The 16,108-nt window shown below is 64.7% G+C and carries 15 protein-coding genes; 3 read left to right on the forward strand and 12 right to left on the reverse strand.

Features of this window, described 5'->3' with window-relative positions:
• Nucleotides 1-59 precede the first annotated feature (59 nt).
• Entirely contained in the window at nucleotides 60-524 is a 465-nt protein-coding gene (locus tag EPN59_RS17650) for an NINE protein (RefSeq protein ID WP_293034525.1), read from the forward strand.
• 60 nt (nucleotides 525-584) lie between these two features.
• On the opposite strand, the gene EPN59_RS17655 is transcribed toward EPN59_RS17650, so the two are convergent.
• Both EPN59_RS17655 and EPN59_RS17660 read right to left on the reverse strand, forming a co-directional pair.
• Nucleotides 585-1,721 (reverse strand): PA0069 family radical SAM protein, encoded by a 1,137-nt coding sequence (locus EPN59_RS17655; RefSeq protein WP_293034528.1) that lies wholly within the window; start codon nucleotides 1,719-1,721, stop codon nucleotides 585-587.
• A gap of 137 nt (nucleotides 1,722-1,858) precedes the next feature.
• Nucleotides 1,859-2,347 (reverse strand): Lrp/AsnC ligand binding domain-containing protein, encoded by a 489-nt coding sequence (locus EPN59_RS17660; RefSeq protein ID WP_293034526.1) that lies wholly within the window; start codon nucleotides 2,345-2,347, stop codon nucleotides 1,859-1,861.
• A gap of 192 nt (nucleotides 2,348-2,539) precedes the next feature.
• Between EPN59_RS17660 and EPN59_RS17665 the strand changes: the two genes are divergently transcribed.
• Nucleotides 2,540-3,826 (forward strand): D-amino acid dehydrogenase, encoded by a 1,287-nt coding sequence (locus tag EPN59_RS17665; RefSeq protein WP_293034072.1) that lies wholly within the window; start codon nucleotides 2,540-2,542, stop codon nucleotides 3,824-3,826.
• 106 nt (nucleotides 3,827-3,932) lie between these two features.
• Here the strand turns inward: EPN59_RS17665 and EPN59_RS17670 are convergent, their stop codons facing one another.
• From EPN59_RS17670 to EPN59_RS17700, 7 genes are all read right to left on the reverse strand, one after another.
• Nucleotides 3,933-5,720, reverse strand: a complete 1,788-nt coding sequence (locus EPN59_RS17670; protein ID WP_293034071.1) for an acyl-CoA dehydrogenase — start codon at nucleotides 5,718-5,720, stop codon at nucleotides 3,933-3,935.
• 118 nt (nucleotides 5,721-5,838) lie between these two features.
• Nucleotides 5,839-6,774, reverse strand: coding sequence for an electron transfer flavoprotein subunit alpha/FixB family protein (locus EPN59_RS17675; protein ID WP_293034070.1), 936 nt, complete (start codon nucleotides 6,772-6,774; stop codon nucleotides 5,839-5,841).
• A gap of 20 nt (nucleotides 6,775-6,794) precedes the next feature.
• A complete protein-coding gene (locus EPN59_RS17680; protein WP_293034069.1) occupies nucleotides 6,795-7,544 on the reverse strand; it encodes an electron transfer flavoprotein subunit beta/FixA family protein in 750 nt (249 codons plus the stop codon).
• Nucleotides 7,545-7,880: 336 nt separating this feature from the next.
• On the reverse strand, nucleotides 7,881-8,534 hold the full coding sequence (locus EPN59_RS17685; protein ID WP_293034068.1) for a methionine ABC transporter permease: 654 nt from the start codon (nucleotides 8,532-8,534) through the stop codon (nucleotides 7,881-7,883).
• A complete protein-coding gene (locus tag EPN59_RS17690) occupies nucleotides 8,524-9,558 on the reverse strand; it encodes a methionine ABC transporter ATP-binding protein (RefSeq protein WP_293034067.1) in 1,035 nt (344 codons plus the stop codon). Before EPN59_RS17690 ends, EPN59_RS17685 begins: the two co-directional genes overlap by 11 nt.
• A gap of 249 nt (nucleotides 9,559-9,807) precedes the next feature.
• Entirely contained in the window at nucleotides 9,808-10,617 is an 810-nt protein-coding gene (locus EPN59_RS17695) for an enoyl-CoA hydratase (RefSeq protein WP_293034066.1), read from the reverse strand.
• A gap of 151 nt (nucleotides 10,618-10,768) precedes the next feature.
• Nucleotides 10,769-11,695 (reverse strand): histone deacetylase family protein, encoded by a 927-nt coding sequence (locus EPN59_RS17700; RefSeq protein ID WP_293034065.1) that lies wholly within the window; start codon nucleotides 11,693-11,695, stop codon nucleotides 10,769-10,771.
• A gap of 240 nt (nucleotides 11,696-11,935) precedes the next feature.
• On the opposite strand from EPN59_RS17700, the gene mltB reads away from it, so the two are divergent.
• Complete coding sequence (gene mltB, locus EPN59_RS17705) at nucleotides 11,936-13,273, forward strand: lytic murein transglycosylase B (RefSeq protein WP_293034064.1); 1,338 nt, start codon at nucleotides 11,936-11,938, stop codon at nucleotides 13,271-13,273.
• Nucleotides 13,274-13,403: 130 nt separating this feature from the next.
• On the opposite strand, the gene cysM is transcribed toward mltB, so the two are convergent.
• The 3 genes from cysM to rfaD form a co-directional block, all read right to left on the reverse strand.
• Nucleotides 13,404-14,306, reverse strand: a complete 903-nt coding sequence (gene cysM, locus EPN59_RS17710; RefSeq protein WP_293034063.1) for a cysteine synthase CysM — start codon at nucleotides 14,304-14,306, stop codon at nucleotides 13,404-13,406.
• Nucleotides 14,307-14,617: 311 nt separating this feature from the next.
• Nucleotides 14,618-14,977 (reverse strand): helix-hairpin-helix domain-containing protein, encoded by a 360-nt coding sequence (locus tag EPN59_RS17715; protein ID WP_293034062.1) that lies wholly within the window; start codon nucleotides 14,975-14,977, stop codon nucleotides 14,618-14,620.
• Nucleotides 14,978-15,055: 78 nt separating this feature from the next.
• Nucleotides 15,056-16,048: an ADP-glyceromanno-heptose 6-epimerase gene (rfaD, locus tag EPN59_RS17720; protein WP_293034061.1), complete on the reverse strand. Its 993-nt coding sequence runs from the start codon at nucleotides 16,046-16,048 to the stop codon at nucleotides 15,056-15,058.
• Nucleotides 16,049-16,108: the final 60 nt, after the last annotated feature.

Consider the following 16,108-nt stretch of genomic DNA (forward strand, 5'->3'; position numbering starts at 1 on the left):
TGCGACGTACAATCCCCAATTGTCTGCGCCGCCCACAACGCCAACGACTCCGCCCGCCCATGTCCAACGAAAACACTCCCGCACGCTTTCGCTCCAGGACGCTCACCACCGCGCTCGCGTGCTTCCTCGGCAGCTTCGGCGCACACCGCTTCTATCTCTACGGCCCGCGCGACGTCTGGGGCTGGGCGCATGTCATCGGCACGCTGATCGGCATCCCCGGCGTCCTGCTGCTCGCCGCCACCGCACGCGGCTCGATTCCCGGCTGGGCGCTCGCCGTGATCGGCGCGGTTTCCGTGCTCTCGGCATTTCTGGCCGCCATCGTCTATGGCCTGCGCCCCGATGAGAAATGGGACGCGCAATTCAATGCGCAGACCGGCCGCAAAAGCCGCTCGGGCTGGACCGTCGTTTTAATCGTGATCTTTTCGCTCCTGATCGGCGCGTTCCTGCTGATGACGGGCCTCGCCCTCTCATTCCAGACCTATTTCGAATCGCAGGTCGAAGCCGCCAAGGCGATCTCGCAGTAACGCACGCCAACGCCCGCCGACACGCAGACACGCAGACACGCAGACACGCAGACACACACGCTAGAACAGATCGAGCTGCGGCTTCTCGCACGCAGACTTCGCGCCGACGAATGCCGACATATCGAGGATGCCGTGTTGCCGCTCGTTCAGCCCGAGTCGCTTCACGGCCTGGCGAAAGCGCTGCTTGAGCAGATCGGACCAGAGCCCGGCGCCCTTCATGCGTTGCGAGAACGACGCGTCGTAGTCCTTGCCGCCGCGCATGTCGCGCACGCGGTTCATCACGCGCCCGGCGCGCTGCGGAAAGTGCGCGGCAAGCCATTGCTGGAACAGCGGCGCAACTTCCCACGGCAGACGCAGCACGATATAGCTCGCGCTCGTCGCGCCCGCCTCGGCGCAGGCTTCGAGCACCCGTTCCATATCGGGCTCGGTGACGAACGGAATCACCGGCGCGATGCTCACGCCGACCGGAATGCCCGCCTCGGCCAGCGTACGGATCGTGCGCAGACGCCGCGCGGGCGCTGCGGCACGCGGCTCCAGCGTGCGGGCGATCTCCGAGTCGAGCGTCGTGATCGTGATCGCCGCCATGAATTGCCGCCGCTGCGCCATCGGCGCGAGCAGGTCGAGATCGCGCTCGATCAGCGACGATTTCGTGATCGCCGCGAACGGATGCTGCCGTTCGGCCAGCACCTCGATCACGCCGCGCGTGATGCGCAAGTCGCGCTCGACGGGCTGCCACGCGTCGGTATTGACGCCGAGCGCGATGGGTTCGGGTTCGTAGGACGGCTTCGATAGCTCGCGCACGAGCAGTTCGCTCGCGTTGACCTTCGCGTAGAGGCGGCTTTCGAAGTCGAGCCCCGGCGACAGCCCCAGATAGCTGTGCGTGGGCCGCGCAAAGCAGTAGATGCAGCCGTGCTCGCAGCCGCGATAGGGATTGAGCGATACGTTGAACGGAAGATCCGGCGACTGGTTGCGCGTGAGGATGGTTTTCGCCCGCTCCTCGAAGACTTGCGTAAAGAGCGCGGGCGCGCCGTCATGCGGGCCGTCGGAAGGTTGCAGCCAGCCGTCGTCGAACGCCTCGCGCTGATCCGCTTCGTAGCGCCCCTGGAGGTTCGTGACCGCGCCGCGCCCCTTCCTCGGCGCGGGCGGCGCGACGGGTTGCCATGCGTCGGGATCGTCGCGGCGATCGTGGTCGGGAATATTCACGGGGAAAATTCGAAACGAAAAAAAGCGGCCATGTACTGTACAAATATACAGTACATGGCCGCTTTGTCGAGCCCGAAAAAGAGGGCATTTCCCGTCCCGAAACCCGGAGCGCCGGAGCCGCCGGAGCGTCTTTACTCGGGAACGGCGATCATCAGCGTCTCCTTGACCTCTTCCATCACGACGTAGCTCTTCGACTGCACGGCGCCGGGCAACTGCAACAGGATGTCGCCGAGCAGCTTGCGGTAGTCGGCCATCTCGCCGATGCGCGCCTTGATCAGATAGTCGAAGTCGCCCGAGACCAGATGGCATTCGAGCACCTCGGGGATCTTCTGCACCTCGCGGCGGAATTTCTCGAACATGTTGCCGCTTTTATGGTCGAGCGTGATCTCGACGAACACCAGCAGCGCCGCACCCAGCACCGCCGGATTCACGCGCGCGTAGTAGCCCGTGATGACGCCATCGCGCTCCATGCGCTTGACCCGTTCGATGCAGGGCGTAACCGAGAGTCCGACCTGCTCGGCGAGGTCCTTCATGGCCATACGGCCGTCCTCCTGGAGCAGCTTGAGGATGCGGTGATCGAGCCGGTCGAGCGCACGGACCGGTTGGCGCTGCGTTCTCATGTTTTTTTCCTGAATATCTCAAAAATACAATAACAAAATCTAGACATCCAACAATAACATAGCTGTTATTACTAGCCACTCCGTTCAAACCGTATTTTTTCCTGTTTCCCGCATCCTGCGGGCCTCCAGGGCGGTGACGGACCTGCGCGGGCGCACAGACGGCGTGGCATCAACAATCGAATCGGAGCAGCTATGCGAGTTGTCGTCTTGGGCAGTGGTGTGGTCGGCGTGACCAGTGCGTGGTATCTCGCGCGTGCGGGCCACGAGGTCACCGTCATCGACCGCGAAGAGGGCCCCGCACTCGACACCAGCTTCGCCAACGCGGGCCAGATCTCGCCGGGCTATGCCGCGCCGTGGGCCGCGCCGGGTATTCCGCTCAAGGCGGTCAAGTGGATGTTCCAGGAGCATGCGCCGCTCGCCATTCGCCTCGACGGCACGAAATTCCAGCTTCAGTGGATGTGGCAGATGCTGATGAACTGCTCGGCCGAGCGCTATGCGCTCAACAAGGGCCGCATGGTTCGCCTCGCCGAATACAGCCGCGACTGCCTGCAGGCGCTGCGCGCCGACACCGGCATCCAGTACGAAGGCCGCACGGGCGGCACGCTCCAGGTGTTTCGCACGCAGCAGCAATTCGACGGCGCGGCGAAGGACATCGCCGTCCTCAAGGAAGCGAACGTCCCCTACGAGCTGCTCACGGCCGGCGAACTCCAGCGCGCCGAACCGGCGCTCGGCGCGGTGTCGCACAAGCTGACGGGCGGCCTGCGCCTGCCCGGCGACGAAACCGGCGACTGCCAGATGTTCACGACGAAGCTCGCCGCGATGGCCGAGAAACTCGGCGTGAAATTCCGCTACAACACGCCGATCGACGGTCTCGCCGTCACGGGCGACCGCATCGCGGGCGTGCAGTGCGGCAACGAACTCGTGCGCGCGGACGCCTATGTGGTCGCGCTCGGCTCGTACTCGACGAAGATGCTCGCGAACCTCGTGAAGATCCCCGTCTATCCGCTCAAGGGCTACTCGATCACCACGCCGATCGTCAACGCCGACAAGGCGCCGGTATCGACCGTGCTCGACGAAACCTACAAGATTGCGATCACGCGTTTCGACGACCGCATCCGCGTGGGCGGCATGGCCGAGATCGTCGGCTTCGACAAGACGCTGCGCGAAAAGCGCCGCGCCACGCTCGAAATGTGCGTGAACGACCTGTTCCCGGGCGGCGGCGACACGACCGAAGCCACCTTCTGGACCGGCCTGCGCCCGATGACGCCGGACGGCACGCCGGTGGTGGGCCGCACGCCGCTGTCGAACCTGTTCCTGAACACGGGCCACGGCACGCTCGGCTGGACGATGTCGTGCGGTTCGGGCCAGCTGCTCTCCGATCTCATCTCGGGCAAGCAGCCGGCGATCCGCGCCGACGACCTCTCCGTGCATCGCTACCTCGGCGACACGCAAGGCTCGGGCCGCCCCGCTTACGCATAACCTGCTCATCACGTAGCAGCCGCTCCACGGCACGTATAAAACCGGCGCCCTTCGCAAGAAGTGGCGCCGGTTTTCATTGCGGCGTCTGTCGCGACGCGCATCGCGCTCAGAACTGATCCGCCGACAGCGCCAGCACGCCCTCGTCGCCCTTCGCGCTGACGATTGCCGTTTCGAGCGCCACGGCCTGCGGCAGCACATGCTCGGCATAGAACTGCGCGGTCGCGATCTTCGCGCCATGAAACGCGGGATCCGCCGCCTTCAGACGCGCCGATGCGAGCATCGCGCGCGCCATCTGCCAGCCGCCCAGCACGATGCCCGCCAGCAGCAAATACGGCACGCTGCCCGCGAACACCGCGTTCGGATCGCGCTTCGCATTCGCGAGCACGTAGTCCACCACCGACGCCAGCGCCTGTTGCCCCGCCGCGAGATGCTTTTGCATCGACTTGAACGGCGTGCCGTCCTGCTCGCCGAGCGCGGCGACCGTCAGCGCGACGTCGGCAATCAGCGCCCTCGCCGCCGCCCCGCCGTCACGCAGCGTCTTGCGCCCGATGAGGTCGTTGGCCTGGATCGCCGTCGTGCCTTCGTAGATCGGCAGGATGCGCGCATCGCGATAGAACTGCGCGGCGCCCGTTTCCTCGATGAAACCCATGCCGCCGTGCACCTGCACGCCGAGGCTCGCCACCTCCACCGAGAGTTCGGTGCTCCAGCCCTTCACGATCGGCACGAGGTATTCGTAGCGCGCCTCGTGCTGCGCGCGCACGGCGGCATCGGGATGGCCGTGCGCGAGGTCGCTCTGCGCCGCCGCGACGTACGCGAGCGCGCGCGACGCCTCGGTGAGCGCGCGCATCGTCGAGAGCATGCGGCGCACGTCCGGGTGATGGATGATGGTGACGGCCTCTTTCGACGATCCATCGACGGGACGGCTCTGCACGCGCTCCTTCGCGTAGGCGGCGGCCTTCTGGTACGCGCGATCCGACATGGCAACGCCCTGCATGCCCACCGCAAAACGCGCGGCGTTCATCATGATGAACATGTATTCGAGACCGCGATTCTCCTCGCCGATGAGCTGGCCAATCGCGCCGCCGTGATCGCCGAACTGCAGCACGGCCGTGGGACTCGCCTTGATGCCGAGCTTGTGCTCGATCGAGACGCAATGCACGTCGTTGCGCGCACCGAGCGAGCCGTCGTCGTTCACGAGGAACTTCGGCACGATGAAGAGCGAGATGCCCTTGACGCCCGCGGGCGCGTCCGGCGTGCGCGCGAGCACCAGATGGACGATGTTTTCGGCCATGTCGTGCTCGCCCCACGTAATGAAGATCTTCGTGCCGAAGAGTCGATACGTGCCATCGCCCTGCGGCTCGGCGCGCGTGCGCACCGCCGCGAGATCGGAACCGGCCTGCGGCTCCGTGAGATTCATCGTGCCGGTCCAGTCGCCGGAAATCAGGCGCGGCACGTAGCGCTGTTTCTGTTCTTCGGTGCCGGCCGTGAGCAGCGCTTCGATCGCGCCGTCGGTCAGGAGCGGGCACAGTGCGAACGAGAGGTTCGACGCGTTGAGCATCTCGACGCACGGTGTCGCCACCAGCTTCGGCAGCCCCTGGCCTTCGTATTCGTGCGGATGCTTCACGCCCTGCCAGCCGCCCGCGACGAACTGGCGGAACGCGTCGGCGAAGCCCGGCGTCGCGCTCACCTTGCCGTTGTCCCAGCGGCTCGGGTTGCGGTCGCCTTCGACATTCAGCGGCGCGAGCACTTCACCACACAGCTTCGACGACTCTTCGAGCACGGCCCGGACCGTTTCCGGCGTCGCCTCTTCGTAGCCCGGCAGCGCCGCGATTTCGTCAAGGCCCGCCAGGTGCTTCATCACGAACAGCATGTCGCTCGTCGGCGCGTTGTACATGTTGGTCTCCTCTCTCCACTGTTTGCGAACGGCGTAAAAAAAGGGGCGCCGCAGCGCCCCTTCCTGTTATGCCCGATGCCTTGCGCTCAACACACTTTGCACCATTTAGCGCCGACGATCAGCCGAGTTCCTTGACCAGCTCCGGCACGAGCGTGAACAGATCGCCCACAAGGCCGTAATCGGCGACGCTGAAAATCGGCGCTTCTTCGTCCTTGTTGATCGCGACGATGACCTTCGAGTCCTTCATGCCCGCGAGATGCTGGATCGCACCCGAGATGCCCACCGCGATGTACAACTGCGGCGCGACGATCTTGCCGGTCTGGCCGACCTGGTAGTCGTTCGGCACGTAGCCCGCGTCCACCGCCGCGCGCGAGGCGCCGAGCGCTGCATTGAGCTTGTCGGCGAGCGGTTCGAGGATCTTCGTGTAGTTCTCGCCGCTGCCAAGACCGCGGCCGCCCGAGACGATGATGGCCGCGCTCGTGAGTTCCGGACGGTCGAGCTTCGTGACTTCGCGGCTGACGAATTGCGTGAGGCCGCTGTCGGCTGCGGCTTCGAGCTTCTCGACCGCTGCGCTGCCGCCTTCGGCTGCGACCGCATCGAACGCCGTCATGCGAACCGTGATGACCTTGATGGGATCGGCCGACTGAACCGTCGCGATTGCGTTGCCCGCGTAGATCGGACGCTCGAACGTGTCGGCGCTATCGACTGCGGTGATATCGCTGATCTGCGCGACGTCGAGCTTCGCGGCGATGCGCGGCGCGACGTTCTTGCCCGCGGCCGTGGCGGGCGCCAGGATGTGCGAGTAGTTCGTTGCGATAGCAAGCACCGTCGCCTCGACGTTTTCAGCAAGGCCCGCTTCGAGCTGCGGCGCATCGGCCAGCAGCACTTTCGCGACGCCCGCGATCTTTGCAGCGGCTTCCGCTGCGCCCTGCGCGTTGTGACCCGCGACCAGCACGTGCACGTCGCCGCCGATCTTTTGGGCAGCAGCGACCGTGTTCAGCGTTGCGGCCTTCACGGACGCATTGTCATGTTCGGCAATAACCAGAACCGTCATTTCGTAATCTCCTTGAACCCTTACAGCACCTTGGCTTCGGTCTTCAGCTTCTCGACCAGCGTCTTCACGTCCGGCACCTTCACGCCGGCGCTGCGCTTGGGCGGCTCGACCACTTTCAGGGTCTTCAGGCGCGGTGCGACGTCCACGCCGAGGTCTTCCGGCTTGACGGTCTCAAGCGGCTTCTTCTTGGCCTTCATGATGTTCGGCAGCGTGACGTAGCGCGGCTCGTTCAGGCGCAGGTCGGTGGTGATCACCGCCGGGAGCTTCAGCGACAGCGTTTCCGCGCCGCCGTCCACTTCGCGCGACACCGTGGCCTTGCCATCGGCGACAACAACCTTCGAGGCGAACGTCGCCTGCGGCAGGTTCGCGAGCGCGGCGAGCATCTGGCCGGTCTGGTTCGAATCGTCGTCGATGGCCTGCTTGCCGAGGATCACGAGCTGCGGCTGTTCCTTGTCGACCAGCGCCTTCAGGAGCTTCGCCACGGCGAGCGGCTGCAGGTCTTCATTGGATTCGACGAGGATCGCGCGATCCGCGCCAATCGCGAGCGCCGTACGCAGCGTTTCCTGCGCCTGCGCGACGCCGCACGACACGGCGATCACTTCGGTTGCGACACCCGCTTCTTTCAGACGCACCGCCTCTTCCACGGCGATTTCATCGAACGGGTTCATCGACATCTTCACATTCGCGATATCGACGCCCGTGCCGTCCGACTTCACGCGGACTTTCACGTTGTAATCGACTACGCGCTTGACTGGCACAAGGACTTTCATTCACATGCTCCGAAGTTACGAATACGTCAACCTGGCGGACATTATAGCGAGCGCCCTGACGCGCGCGACTACCGCCGGCACTTTTCACGAACAACCGCTTCTGCGCCCTGGGTCGACAGCAGCGAACGATCGTGCGATTTTAAGCCGAAAAAAACCCGGGCTTCAAGCCCGGATCCCGATTGTTATCTCTAACTATCTCTAAAACCGGGTCCGGTAGCCCCCCCAGCAAGACGCTCCATCATGCCGCCCCATCATCCGGCGGCGCTCGCCGCGCCGCCGGACCCGCTATTGCCTGCCCGATCTTCGTCTCGTGTTGTTTTTATGGGGAGCGGCCGATTACTTGTGGCTCAGCCGCCGCACGAGCCAGTCGCCGAACGACTGCACGAGCTGCACGAACACGATCAGGATCACGACGACGATCAGCATCACTTCCGGTTCGAAGCGCTGGTAGCCGTAGCGAATGCCAAGGTCGCCGAGCCCGCCGCCGCCGATCGCGCCCGCCATCGCCGAATAGCCGACGAGCGAAATAAACGTGATCGTCAGGCCCGCGACGACGCCCGGCAGCGCCTCGGGCAGCAGCACCTTGAAGACGATCTGGCGCGTGCTCGCGCCCATGGCGAGCGCGGCTTCGATGAGGCCGCGGTCGACTTCGCGCAGCGCCGTTTCGACGAGGCGCGCGATAAACGGCGCAGCCGCAATCGTGAGCGGCACGACCGCGGCGGCCGTGCCGATCGACGAGCCCACCACGAGGCGCGTAAACGGAATCACGGCGACGAGCAGGATGATGAACGGCGTCGAGCGCACGGCGTTGACGATCACGCCCATCACGCGGTTCACGGCGAGGTTTTGCAGCACGCCGTCGCGATCGGTGAGATAGAGCAGCACGCCGAGCGGCAGGCCGGCAGCCGCGCCGACGACGCCCGAGATGCCCACCATCACGAGCGTCTCCCAGAACGACTGGACAAACATGTCGAACATTTCACTCAACATGGGACAGTTCCTCCACCACAACGCCCTGCTCGCGCAGCCAGTTCATCGCCTGCGCCACCTTGACCGGATCGCCGCCCGCGAGCACCGCGAGCGAGCCGAACGGGCGCCCCTGGATCTCGTCGATCTGGCCGTGCAGGATCGTGAAATCGAGTTCGAAGCGGCGGATCGTCTCCGAAAGCACGGGCTGGTCGACGCCTGTGTCCGTGAACGCCAGCCGCAGCAGATGGCCGCGGCCTTTCGTGAGGCGCTCGGCCACGCGCGCCTTGAGTGCGGGCGGCAGCTCCTGCGCGATGACGTCGCCGAGCAGCGCGCGCGTGACTTCGTGGCGCGGCTGCAGGAATACGTCGATGACCGGCCCCGTCTCCACGACGCGGCCCGCTTCGAGCACGGCCACGCGGTCGCAAACCTGTTTGATCACTTCCATCTGGTGCGTGATCATCACGATCGTCAGATTCAGCTCGCGATTGATCTTGCGCAACAAGTCGAGGATTGAGCGGGTCGTTTCGGGGTCGAGCGCGGAGGTCGCTTCATCGGAGAGCAACACCTTCGGCTTGCTCGCGAGCGCGCGCGCGATGCCGACGCGCTGCTTCTGCCCGCCGCTGATCTGCGACGGATAGCGGTCCTTCTGCGCGGCGAGCCCGACGAGTTCGAGCAGCGGCAGCACCGCCTCTTCGATCTGCGCGTGCTTCATGCCCGCGAGTTCGAGCGGCAGCGCGACGTTGTCGAACACGGTGCGCGACGAGAGCAGATTGAAGTGCTGGAAGATCATGCCGATCTCACGTCGCGCCTCGCGCAGGGCGGCGGGCGCGAGCGACGTGAGCGTGCGGCCGTTGACGACGATGTCGCCTTCGGTGGGCCGCGTGAGCAGGTTGATGGTGCGCACGAGCGTGCTCTTGCCCGCACCACTGCGCCCGATGATGCCGAACACTTCGCCCGGCGGAACCGTCAGATTGACGTTGTGCAGCGCCTCGACCCAGCCCGTTGGCCCGGCAAAACGTTGCGACACATTGCGTATTTCGATCATGGAAAAAACAAAACGGCGGGCGTGCCGCGCGCTGTCGATGTCCGGGCGAATCGCGTGGACTCGCCGGAATCGTCGTGCGCTGGCAGACAGCCGCCGTTGCTGGTCTGAATTCAGTCCGCGATTTTACCCTGGCCCGCAAAATCCCTTTTAATAATCAATTCCGATATTTTCATAACAGGGAAGCATGAGAAACCCGCAGCAGGCGCGTGCGGCCACGATCTGCTGAGAATCTTCTGACGATTGGCTGGATCAGCGCCCGCGCCGCTCGATAAACGCCTGTACGCCGTCGAGCGCAGGGTCGGTCATCATGTTGCAGGCCATCGTCTGACCGGCCAGTTGATACGCGGCCTCGATGCCCATTTCGAGCTGCCGGTAAAAGAGCCCCTTGCCCGCCTCGACGGCCTCGCGCGACTTGGCACAGATGCTCTTCGCGAGCGCGCTCACGGTGGCATCGAGTTCGTCCGCGGTGGCCACGCGGTTCACGAGGCCCTCGCGCTGCGCGGTCGCCGCATCGATGAACTCGCCTGTCATCAGCATCTCGAACGCCGCCTTGCGCGAGACGTTGCGCGTGAGCGGCACGGCGGGCGTCGAGCAGAACAGGCCCAGGTTGATGCCCGACACGGCGAAGCGCGCCGTATCGGCAGCAACGGCGAGGTCGCACATCGCGACGAGCTGGCAGCCCGCTGCGGTCGCGACACCGTGCACGCGCGCGATCACCGGCTGCGGCATCTTCTGGATCGTCAGCATCATCTTCGAGCAGCGCGCGAAGAGTCGCGTGTAGTAGTCGTGCGACGGCGCCGCGCGCATTTCCCTGAGGTCGTGTCCCGCACAGAACGCGCGCCCCGCGCCCGCAATCACGACGACGCGCGCCGCCGACGACGCAAGCGCGCTCAGTTGTTCCTGCAGCGCGTCGATGAGCGCTTCGGAGAGCGCATTGAACGCATCGGGGCGATTGAGCGTGAGCAGCACGACGCCGGGCACGCCGTAAGCATCGTGCGTCAGTTCGACGAGCGGCAGATCGGCGCCGTTCGTGGCCGCCGAGGACGGGTGCGCGTTCATGTCGTGTCTCCTTGAATGTCGATTGTATTTTTCGCGCGTTCACCGGACGACGGCATACGCTGCGTGCAGCGCGATTCGCGCAACGCGCCTGCGCGGCACGGCAACCCAAGATGCCGCGCGGTGCCGCGAGCTACCACGCGGTGCCGCGCGATCAGAGATCGGCGAGCGCGCGCAGATGCGCGACTACGCTGCGGCCGAGCGCCGAGAGGTTGTAGCCGCCTTCGAGGCAGCTCACGATACGGCCCTTCGCATAGCGCTCCGCAATCATGCGCAACTGGTCGGTGATCCACCCGAAGTCGTCCTCGACGAGACCCATATTGCCGAGATCGTCCTCGCGGTGCGCATCGAAACCCGCCGAGATGAATATCATCTCCGGCTTGAATGCGTGCAGTCGCGGCAGCCACAGCAGATCGATGGCCTCGCGCACGTCCATGCCCTTCGTGCGCGCCGCCAGCGGGATGTTGACCATGTTCGGCCGCACCTCGTCAGCGCCCGAGAACGGATAGAACGGGTGCTGGAAGAAGCTGCACATCAGTACGCGCGACTCGCCCACGAATGCCGCTTCCGTGCCGTTTCCGTGATGCACGTCAAAGTCGATGATCGCAACACGCGAGAGACCGTGCACTTCCAGCGCATGGCGCACCGCGACGGCAATGTTGTTGAAGAAGCAAAAACCCATCGCACGATCGGGCTCGGCGTGATGTCCCGGCGGCCGGATGCTGCAAAACGCATTCTCGTAGCGGCCCGCGATCACGGCGTCGGTGGCGGCCATCGCAGCGCCCGCGGCGCGCAACGCCGCCTGCCACGTGTGCGGATTCATCGACGTATCCGGGTCGATCTCGGCATAGCCTTCGATTGGGGAGGACTTGCGCACGAAGTCGATATGCGCCTGCGTATGCACGCGCAATAGCGCGGCTTCGTCTGCGAGCGGTGCGGATTCGTCGCGCTCGAACAGCACGTCGATACGGCTCGCAATCAGTTGATCTTCGATGGCCTGCAGGCGAGCCGGACATTCAGGATGCCATTCGCCCATTTCGTGCAGCAGACAGTCGGGGTGCGAGAAAAAACCGGTTGTCATCGTTATATGTACCGCGGCGTGCGCGTCGCCGTGTCTCCATGCTCGGGGTGCGCCAGATTGCGCGCGAACAGCCAACACGTTACCACAGCGGCCTTTCATGACAGCGCCGCGATTGCCGGAAATACAGCGCTTCCCTGCTGTTTCCGCGCTCTTTCCGCGCTCTTTCCCCGCTGTTTCCTTCAAGGCGCTCGGGTATACTGCCCCGGATCCTCTACCCTCGCTCCGACCACCCCGCTTCCCATGACGCTCAAGTCCGCTCTGTCTGCCTCCGGCCGCCTGCGAACCACGCTTGCCACGCTTTTTGCCCTTGCATTCAGTACTGCATTGCCGCTCGCGGGCGGCGCGGCACAGGCGCAGACGTTGCAGCACCCGCAGCTCACCGTCGCGCAGGCACAGCCGCAGACGCCGGCATCGCAGGGACAGACGTTCGAAGAGGAAATCGTCCCGCAGCGTTATGCGAACAATCCGAACGTCGATGCGTTCATCAACGACATGGTCGCCCGCTACGACTTCGACCCGAACGCGCTGCATGCGCTGTTCGCAAGCGCAAGCTATTCGGCGACGGCAGTCAAGCTCGTCACGCCGTCGCCCACGCCCAGCATCAAGAACTGGCGCGCGTACCAGGCGCGCTTTCTCGATCCGGTGCGCATCAACGCGGGCGTGAAATTCTGGCGCGAAAACCAGGCCACGCTGCAGCGCGCGGCGGATCAGTTCGGCGTGCCGCCGGAGGTGATCGTCGGCATCATCGGCGTCGAGACGATCTACGGGCGCTACATGGGCAACTTCCGCGTGCTCGACGCGCTCACGACGCTCGCCTTCGACTACCCGAACACGCCGAACCGCGCCGACCGCGAAGCGACCTTCCGCAAGAATCTCGAAGACTATCTGGTGTGGACGCGCGATGCGCAGATCGACCCGTCGTCGGTGCTCGGCTCGTACACGGGCGCAATCGGCATTCCGCAGTTCCTGCCGAGCAGTATCGTGCAGTACGCAGTCGATTTCGAGGGCAACAATCACATCGATTTGCGCGCAAGCAAGGCCGATGCGATCGGCAGTGTCGCGAACTATCTGAAATCGAACGGCTGGGAGACGGGCCGCCCGGTGGTGTGGAAGATCGCCGCCGACCCGGGCAGCCAGGGCATTGCGCAGGCCGCCGCCGATGGTCAACCGACTCCGCGCTGGCCGCTGGAACAGTTGCTGCGCTCAGGGCTCGAGCTGAACGAGCCGGATCTGGACATCGCAACCGAAGCGGGCACGCCCGTCACGGTGATCGATCTGCCGACGCCGGGGCGCGCCACCGAGTACATGCTCGGCCTGAAGAACTTCTATGTGATCACGCGCTATAACCGCAGTTTCTTCTATGCGCTCGCGGTGTATCAGTTGGGGCAGCGCGTGAAGGCGCAGATGCTGGCGGCGCAGCCGGATAACGGGACTGGAACCGGGAATGGTATCGACCCGCGTAACGGTGCAGCTAACAGCGCAGGTGCGGTACAGGGGATCGGGAACGGGTCTGCTAAGCCTGTGAATGGCGGGAACGCACCGAAGCCCGCAACAGTACCGGGCGCGGGCCGGCAGTAAGGGCGGCTCGAAAGGCGGCGGAGAGCCGCCTCGCCTCGCCGCGCTTCACTGCGCTTCACACTTCACATCACGCGCGGCGTTGGGCACGGGCAGCAATCGCTACGCCGCTACCCGCACGCCGCGCCGCACATCAGGCCGGGAACACGCCCGTCGAGAGATAGCGGTCGCCGCGATCACAGACGATGAACACGATCGTCGCGTTCTCCAGTTGACGCGCAAGGCGCATCGCCACTTCGCACGCGCCGCCCGACGAAATCCCCGCGAAAATGCCTTCGACTGAAGCGAGGCGGCGCGCCATCGTTTCGGCTGCACCCTGGCTCACGTTCTCGACGCGGTCGACGCGGCTGCGGTCGAAGATCTTCGGCATATACGCCTCGGGCCACTTGCGGATGCCCGGAATGCGCGAGCCCTCTTCCGGCTGCGCGCCGACGATCTCGATCGCCTGATTCTGCTCCTTCAGATACTGCGACACGCCCATGATCGTGCCGGTCGTGCCCATCGACGAAACGAAGTGCGTGATGCGGCCCTCCGTGTCGCGCCAGATTTCGGGACCGGTGCCCTCGTAATGCGCGAGCGGATTGTCCGGGTTCGCGAACTGGTCGAGGATGATGCCCTTGCCGTCGCGCTGCATCTGATCGGCCAGATCGCGAGCGTATTCCATGCCGCCCTTCACGGGCGTGAGCAGGATCTCCGCGCCGTAGGCCGACATGCTCTGGCGGCGCTCCACCGAGAGATCCTCGGGCATGATCAGCACCATCTTGTAGCCGCGCACCGCGGCGGCCATTGCGAGCGCGATGCCCGTGTTGCCGCTCGTCGCTTCGATCAGCGTGTCGCCCGGCTTGATGCGACCGCGCTCTTCGGCCTTGCGGATCATCGAGAGCGCCGGACGGTCCTTCACCGAGCCCGCCGGATTGTTGCCTTCGAGCTTGGCGAGGACGACGTTGTTGCGGGCGCGGATTTCATCGTCCGGGAGGCGGACAAGCTGTACGAGCGGCGTGTTGCCGATCGTGTCTTCAATGGTCTTGTATGACATGGCTAAGTGCGGTCGGGCGCAATGCACAAGGCAAGGCGCGGGTAATGTGATGTGTCGATTCTAAACCACACGGCACAGCAACGTCGGGGAGCCCTGACAGTCACGGGGGCAACGCACCAGCACACACGCCTGCGCACCCGCATTGCGTGATCGCCGTCTACACGAAGCGAGCAAACGATGCATGCAAAAAAACCCCGCGGCCCGGGCCGCGGGTCAACGCCGCCGAAGCGGCGCCTGAAGGAGACGTAACCGTTCAGGGCTGATGCCGTGCCTGACTGTCCTGCACGAATGATGAATACGGAGGCGCCGCGCTACTTCTTGACTGTCACCGTGGTCGCAGGTTGGCCGGGCGGCGCGGCTTTGGCCGGCGTTGCCTGCTTCGCGCCGCCGCTTTTGCCCGCTTGCGCATTCGACGGCCCGAGCGACAATCCTTCGGCCTGCAAACGTTCGACGGTATGACCGCCCATGCCCTTCACGCGCTTAGCGAGATCGGCAGCGTCCTTGAACGGGCCGTGCGCGCTGCGCTCGTCGAGGATCGCTTTGGCCCGCGTGGGACCGATGCCTTTGATGCCGCGCAGGGCGTCTTCGTTGGCCGTATTGACGTCGACCGCGGCGAACGCCTGGCCGAATGCAGCGAGCAGCAAAACCGCCGCAAGTGCTTTCCTGATCATGCTGGATCTCCCTTTAAACCACCTGCCGGCGACCATCGCCGGCAGTGAGAGTCCAGTTTAGAAAGATGCCGCTACGCGTTAAACCTGGCCGGACAGCCAACGTACGTAACGATCGACGCCTTCCTGAACGCTGAGGAACGGTGCGTCGTAGCCCGCGTTGCGCAGCTTCGTCAAATCGGCCTGCGTGAAGCACTGATATTTGCCGCGCAGCGCGTCGGGGAACGGAATGTACTCGATCAGACCTTGCTTCACCTGCTCGTCGAGCGTGAGCGGCGCTGCGCCTTCCATCGCGCGCAGCGTGTTGACGACCGTGCTCGCGATATCGTTAAACGGCTGCGCACGTCCGCTGCCGAGGTTGAAAATGCCGCTCTTTTCGGGGTGATCGAAGAAGAACAGATTCACCTTCACGACGTCTTCGACCGACACGAAGTCGCGCGTCTGCTGGCCGGCTGCGTAGCCGTTGTACTCGCCGAAGAGCTTCACGCGGCCTTCGGCGCGGAACTGGTTGAAGTTGTGGAACGCCACCGACGCCATGCGAGCCTTGTGCGTCTCGCGCGGGCCATAAACGTTGAAATAGCGAAAGCCCGCGATCTGGGTTTGCGCCGTGGGCAGCGCGCGGCGGATCACCTGGTCGAACAGGAACTTCGAATAGCCGTAGACGTTCAGCGGCGCTTCCACTTCGCGGTCCTCGACGAAACGGCTCGAACCGCCGTAGATCGCCGCCGACGACGCATACAGGAACTGCGTGCGCTGCGCGAGGCAGGCATCGAGAATCGCGCGGCTATAACGGAAGTTGTTGTCCATCATGTAGCGGCCGTCGGTTTCCATCGTGTCCGAACAGGCGCCTTCGTGGAACACCGCGCGCACCTTGCCGAAGTCGCCGCGCGCGAAGCGCTCGACGAACCCGGTTTTGTCGAGGTAGTCGTCGATCTCGCAGTCGACGAGATTCCTGAACTTGTCTGCGCGCGTGAGATTGTCGACGGCGATGATGCGGTGTTCGCCGCGTTCATTGAGCGCCTTGACGATGTTGCTGCCGATGAAGCCGGCCGCGCCGGTCACGATGAGGGTCATGGTGTGCCTGTCAAGAAGAAGTCGTGCCCGGCACCGGCCGCGCACCGACTACACACACGG

Source organism: Paraburkholderia sp. (assembly GCF_004298475.1).
GTDB classification, from domain to species: domain Bacteria; phylum Pseudomonadota; class Gammaproteobacteria; order Burkholderiales; family Burkholderiaceae; genus Paraburkholderia; species Paraburkholderia denitrificans.

Bases quoted from the DNA above. Each gene is read 5' to 3' on its own strand.
- EPN59_RS17670 (WP_293034071.1), bottom strand. From the start codon at position 5,720: ATGTACAACGCGCCGACGAGCGACATGCTGTTCGTGATGAAGCACCTG.
- EPN59_RS17690 (WP_293034067.1), bottom strand. From the start codon at position 9,558: ATGATCGAAATACGCAATGTGTCGCAACGTTTTGCCGGGCCAACGGGC.
- EPN59_RS17700 (WP_293034065.1), bottom strand. From the start codon at position 11,695: ATGACAACCGGTTTTTTCTCGCACCCCGACTGTCTGCTGCACGAAATG.
- EPN59_RS17665 (WP_293034072.1), top strand. From the start codon at position 2,540: ATGCGAGTTGTCGTCTTGGGCAGTGGTGTGGTCGGCGTGACCAGTGCG.
- mltB (WP_293034064.1), top strand. From the start codon at position 11,936: ATGACGCTCAAGTCCGCTCTGTCTGCCTCCGGCCGCCTGCGAACCACG.
- EPN59_RS17680 (WP_293034069.1), bottom strand. From the start codon at position 7,544: ATGAAAGTCCTTGTGCCAGTCAAGCGCGTAGTCGATTACAACGTGAAA.
- cysM (WP_293034063.1), bottom strand. From the start codon at position 14,306: ATGTCATACAAGACCATTGAAGACACGATCGGCAACACGCCGCTCGTA.
- rfaD (WP_293034061.1), bottom strand. From the start codon at position 16,048: ATGACCCTCATCGTGACCGGCGCGGCCGGCTTCATCGGCAGCAACATC.
- EPN59_RS17660 (WP_293034526.1), bottom strand. From the start codon at position 2,347: ATGAGAACGCAGCGCCAACCGGTCCGTGCGCTCGACCGGCTCGATCAC.
- EPN59_RS17650 (WP_293034525.1), top strand. From the start codon at position 60: ATGTCCAACGAAAACACTCCCGCACGCTTTCGCTCCAGGACGCTCACC.
- EPN59_RS17715 (WP_293034062.1), bottom strand. From the start codon at position 14,977: ATGATCAGGAAAGCACTTGCGGCGGTTTTGCTGCTCGCTGCATTCGGC.
- EPN59_RS17695 (WP_293034066.1), bottom strand. From the start codon at position 10,617: ATGAACGCGCACCCGTCCTCGGCGGCCACGAACGGCGCCGATCTGCCG.
- EPN59_RS17675 (WP_293034070.1), bottom strand. From the start codon at position 6,774: ATGACGGTTCTGGTTATTGCCGAACATGACAATGCGTCCGTGAAGGCC.
- EPN59_RS17685 (WP_293034068.1), bottom strand. From the start codon at position 8,534: ATGTTGAGTGAAATGTTCGACATGTTTGTCCAGTCGTTCTGGGAGACG.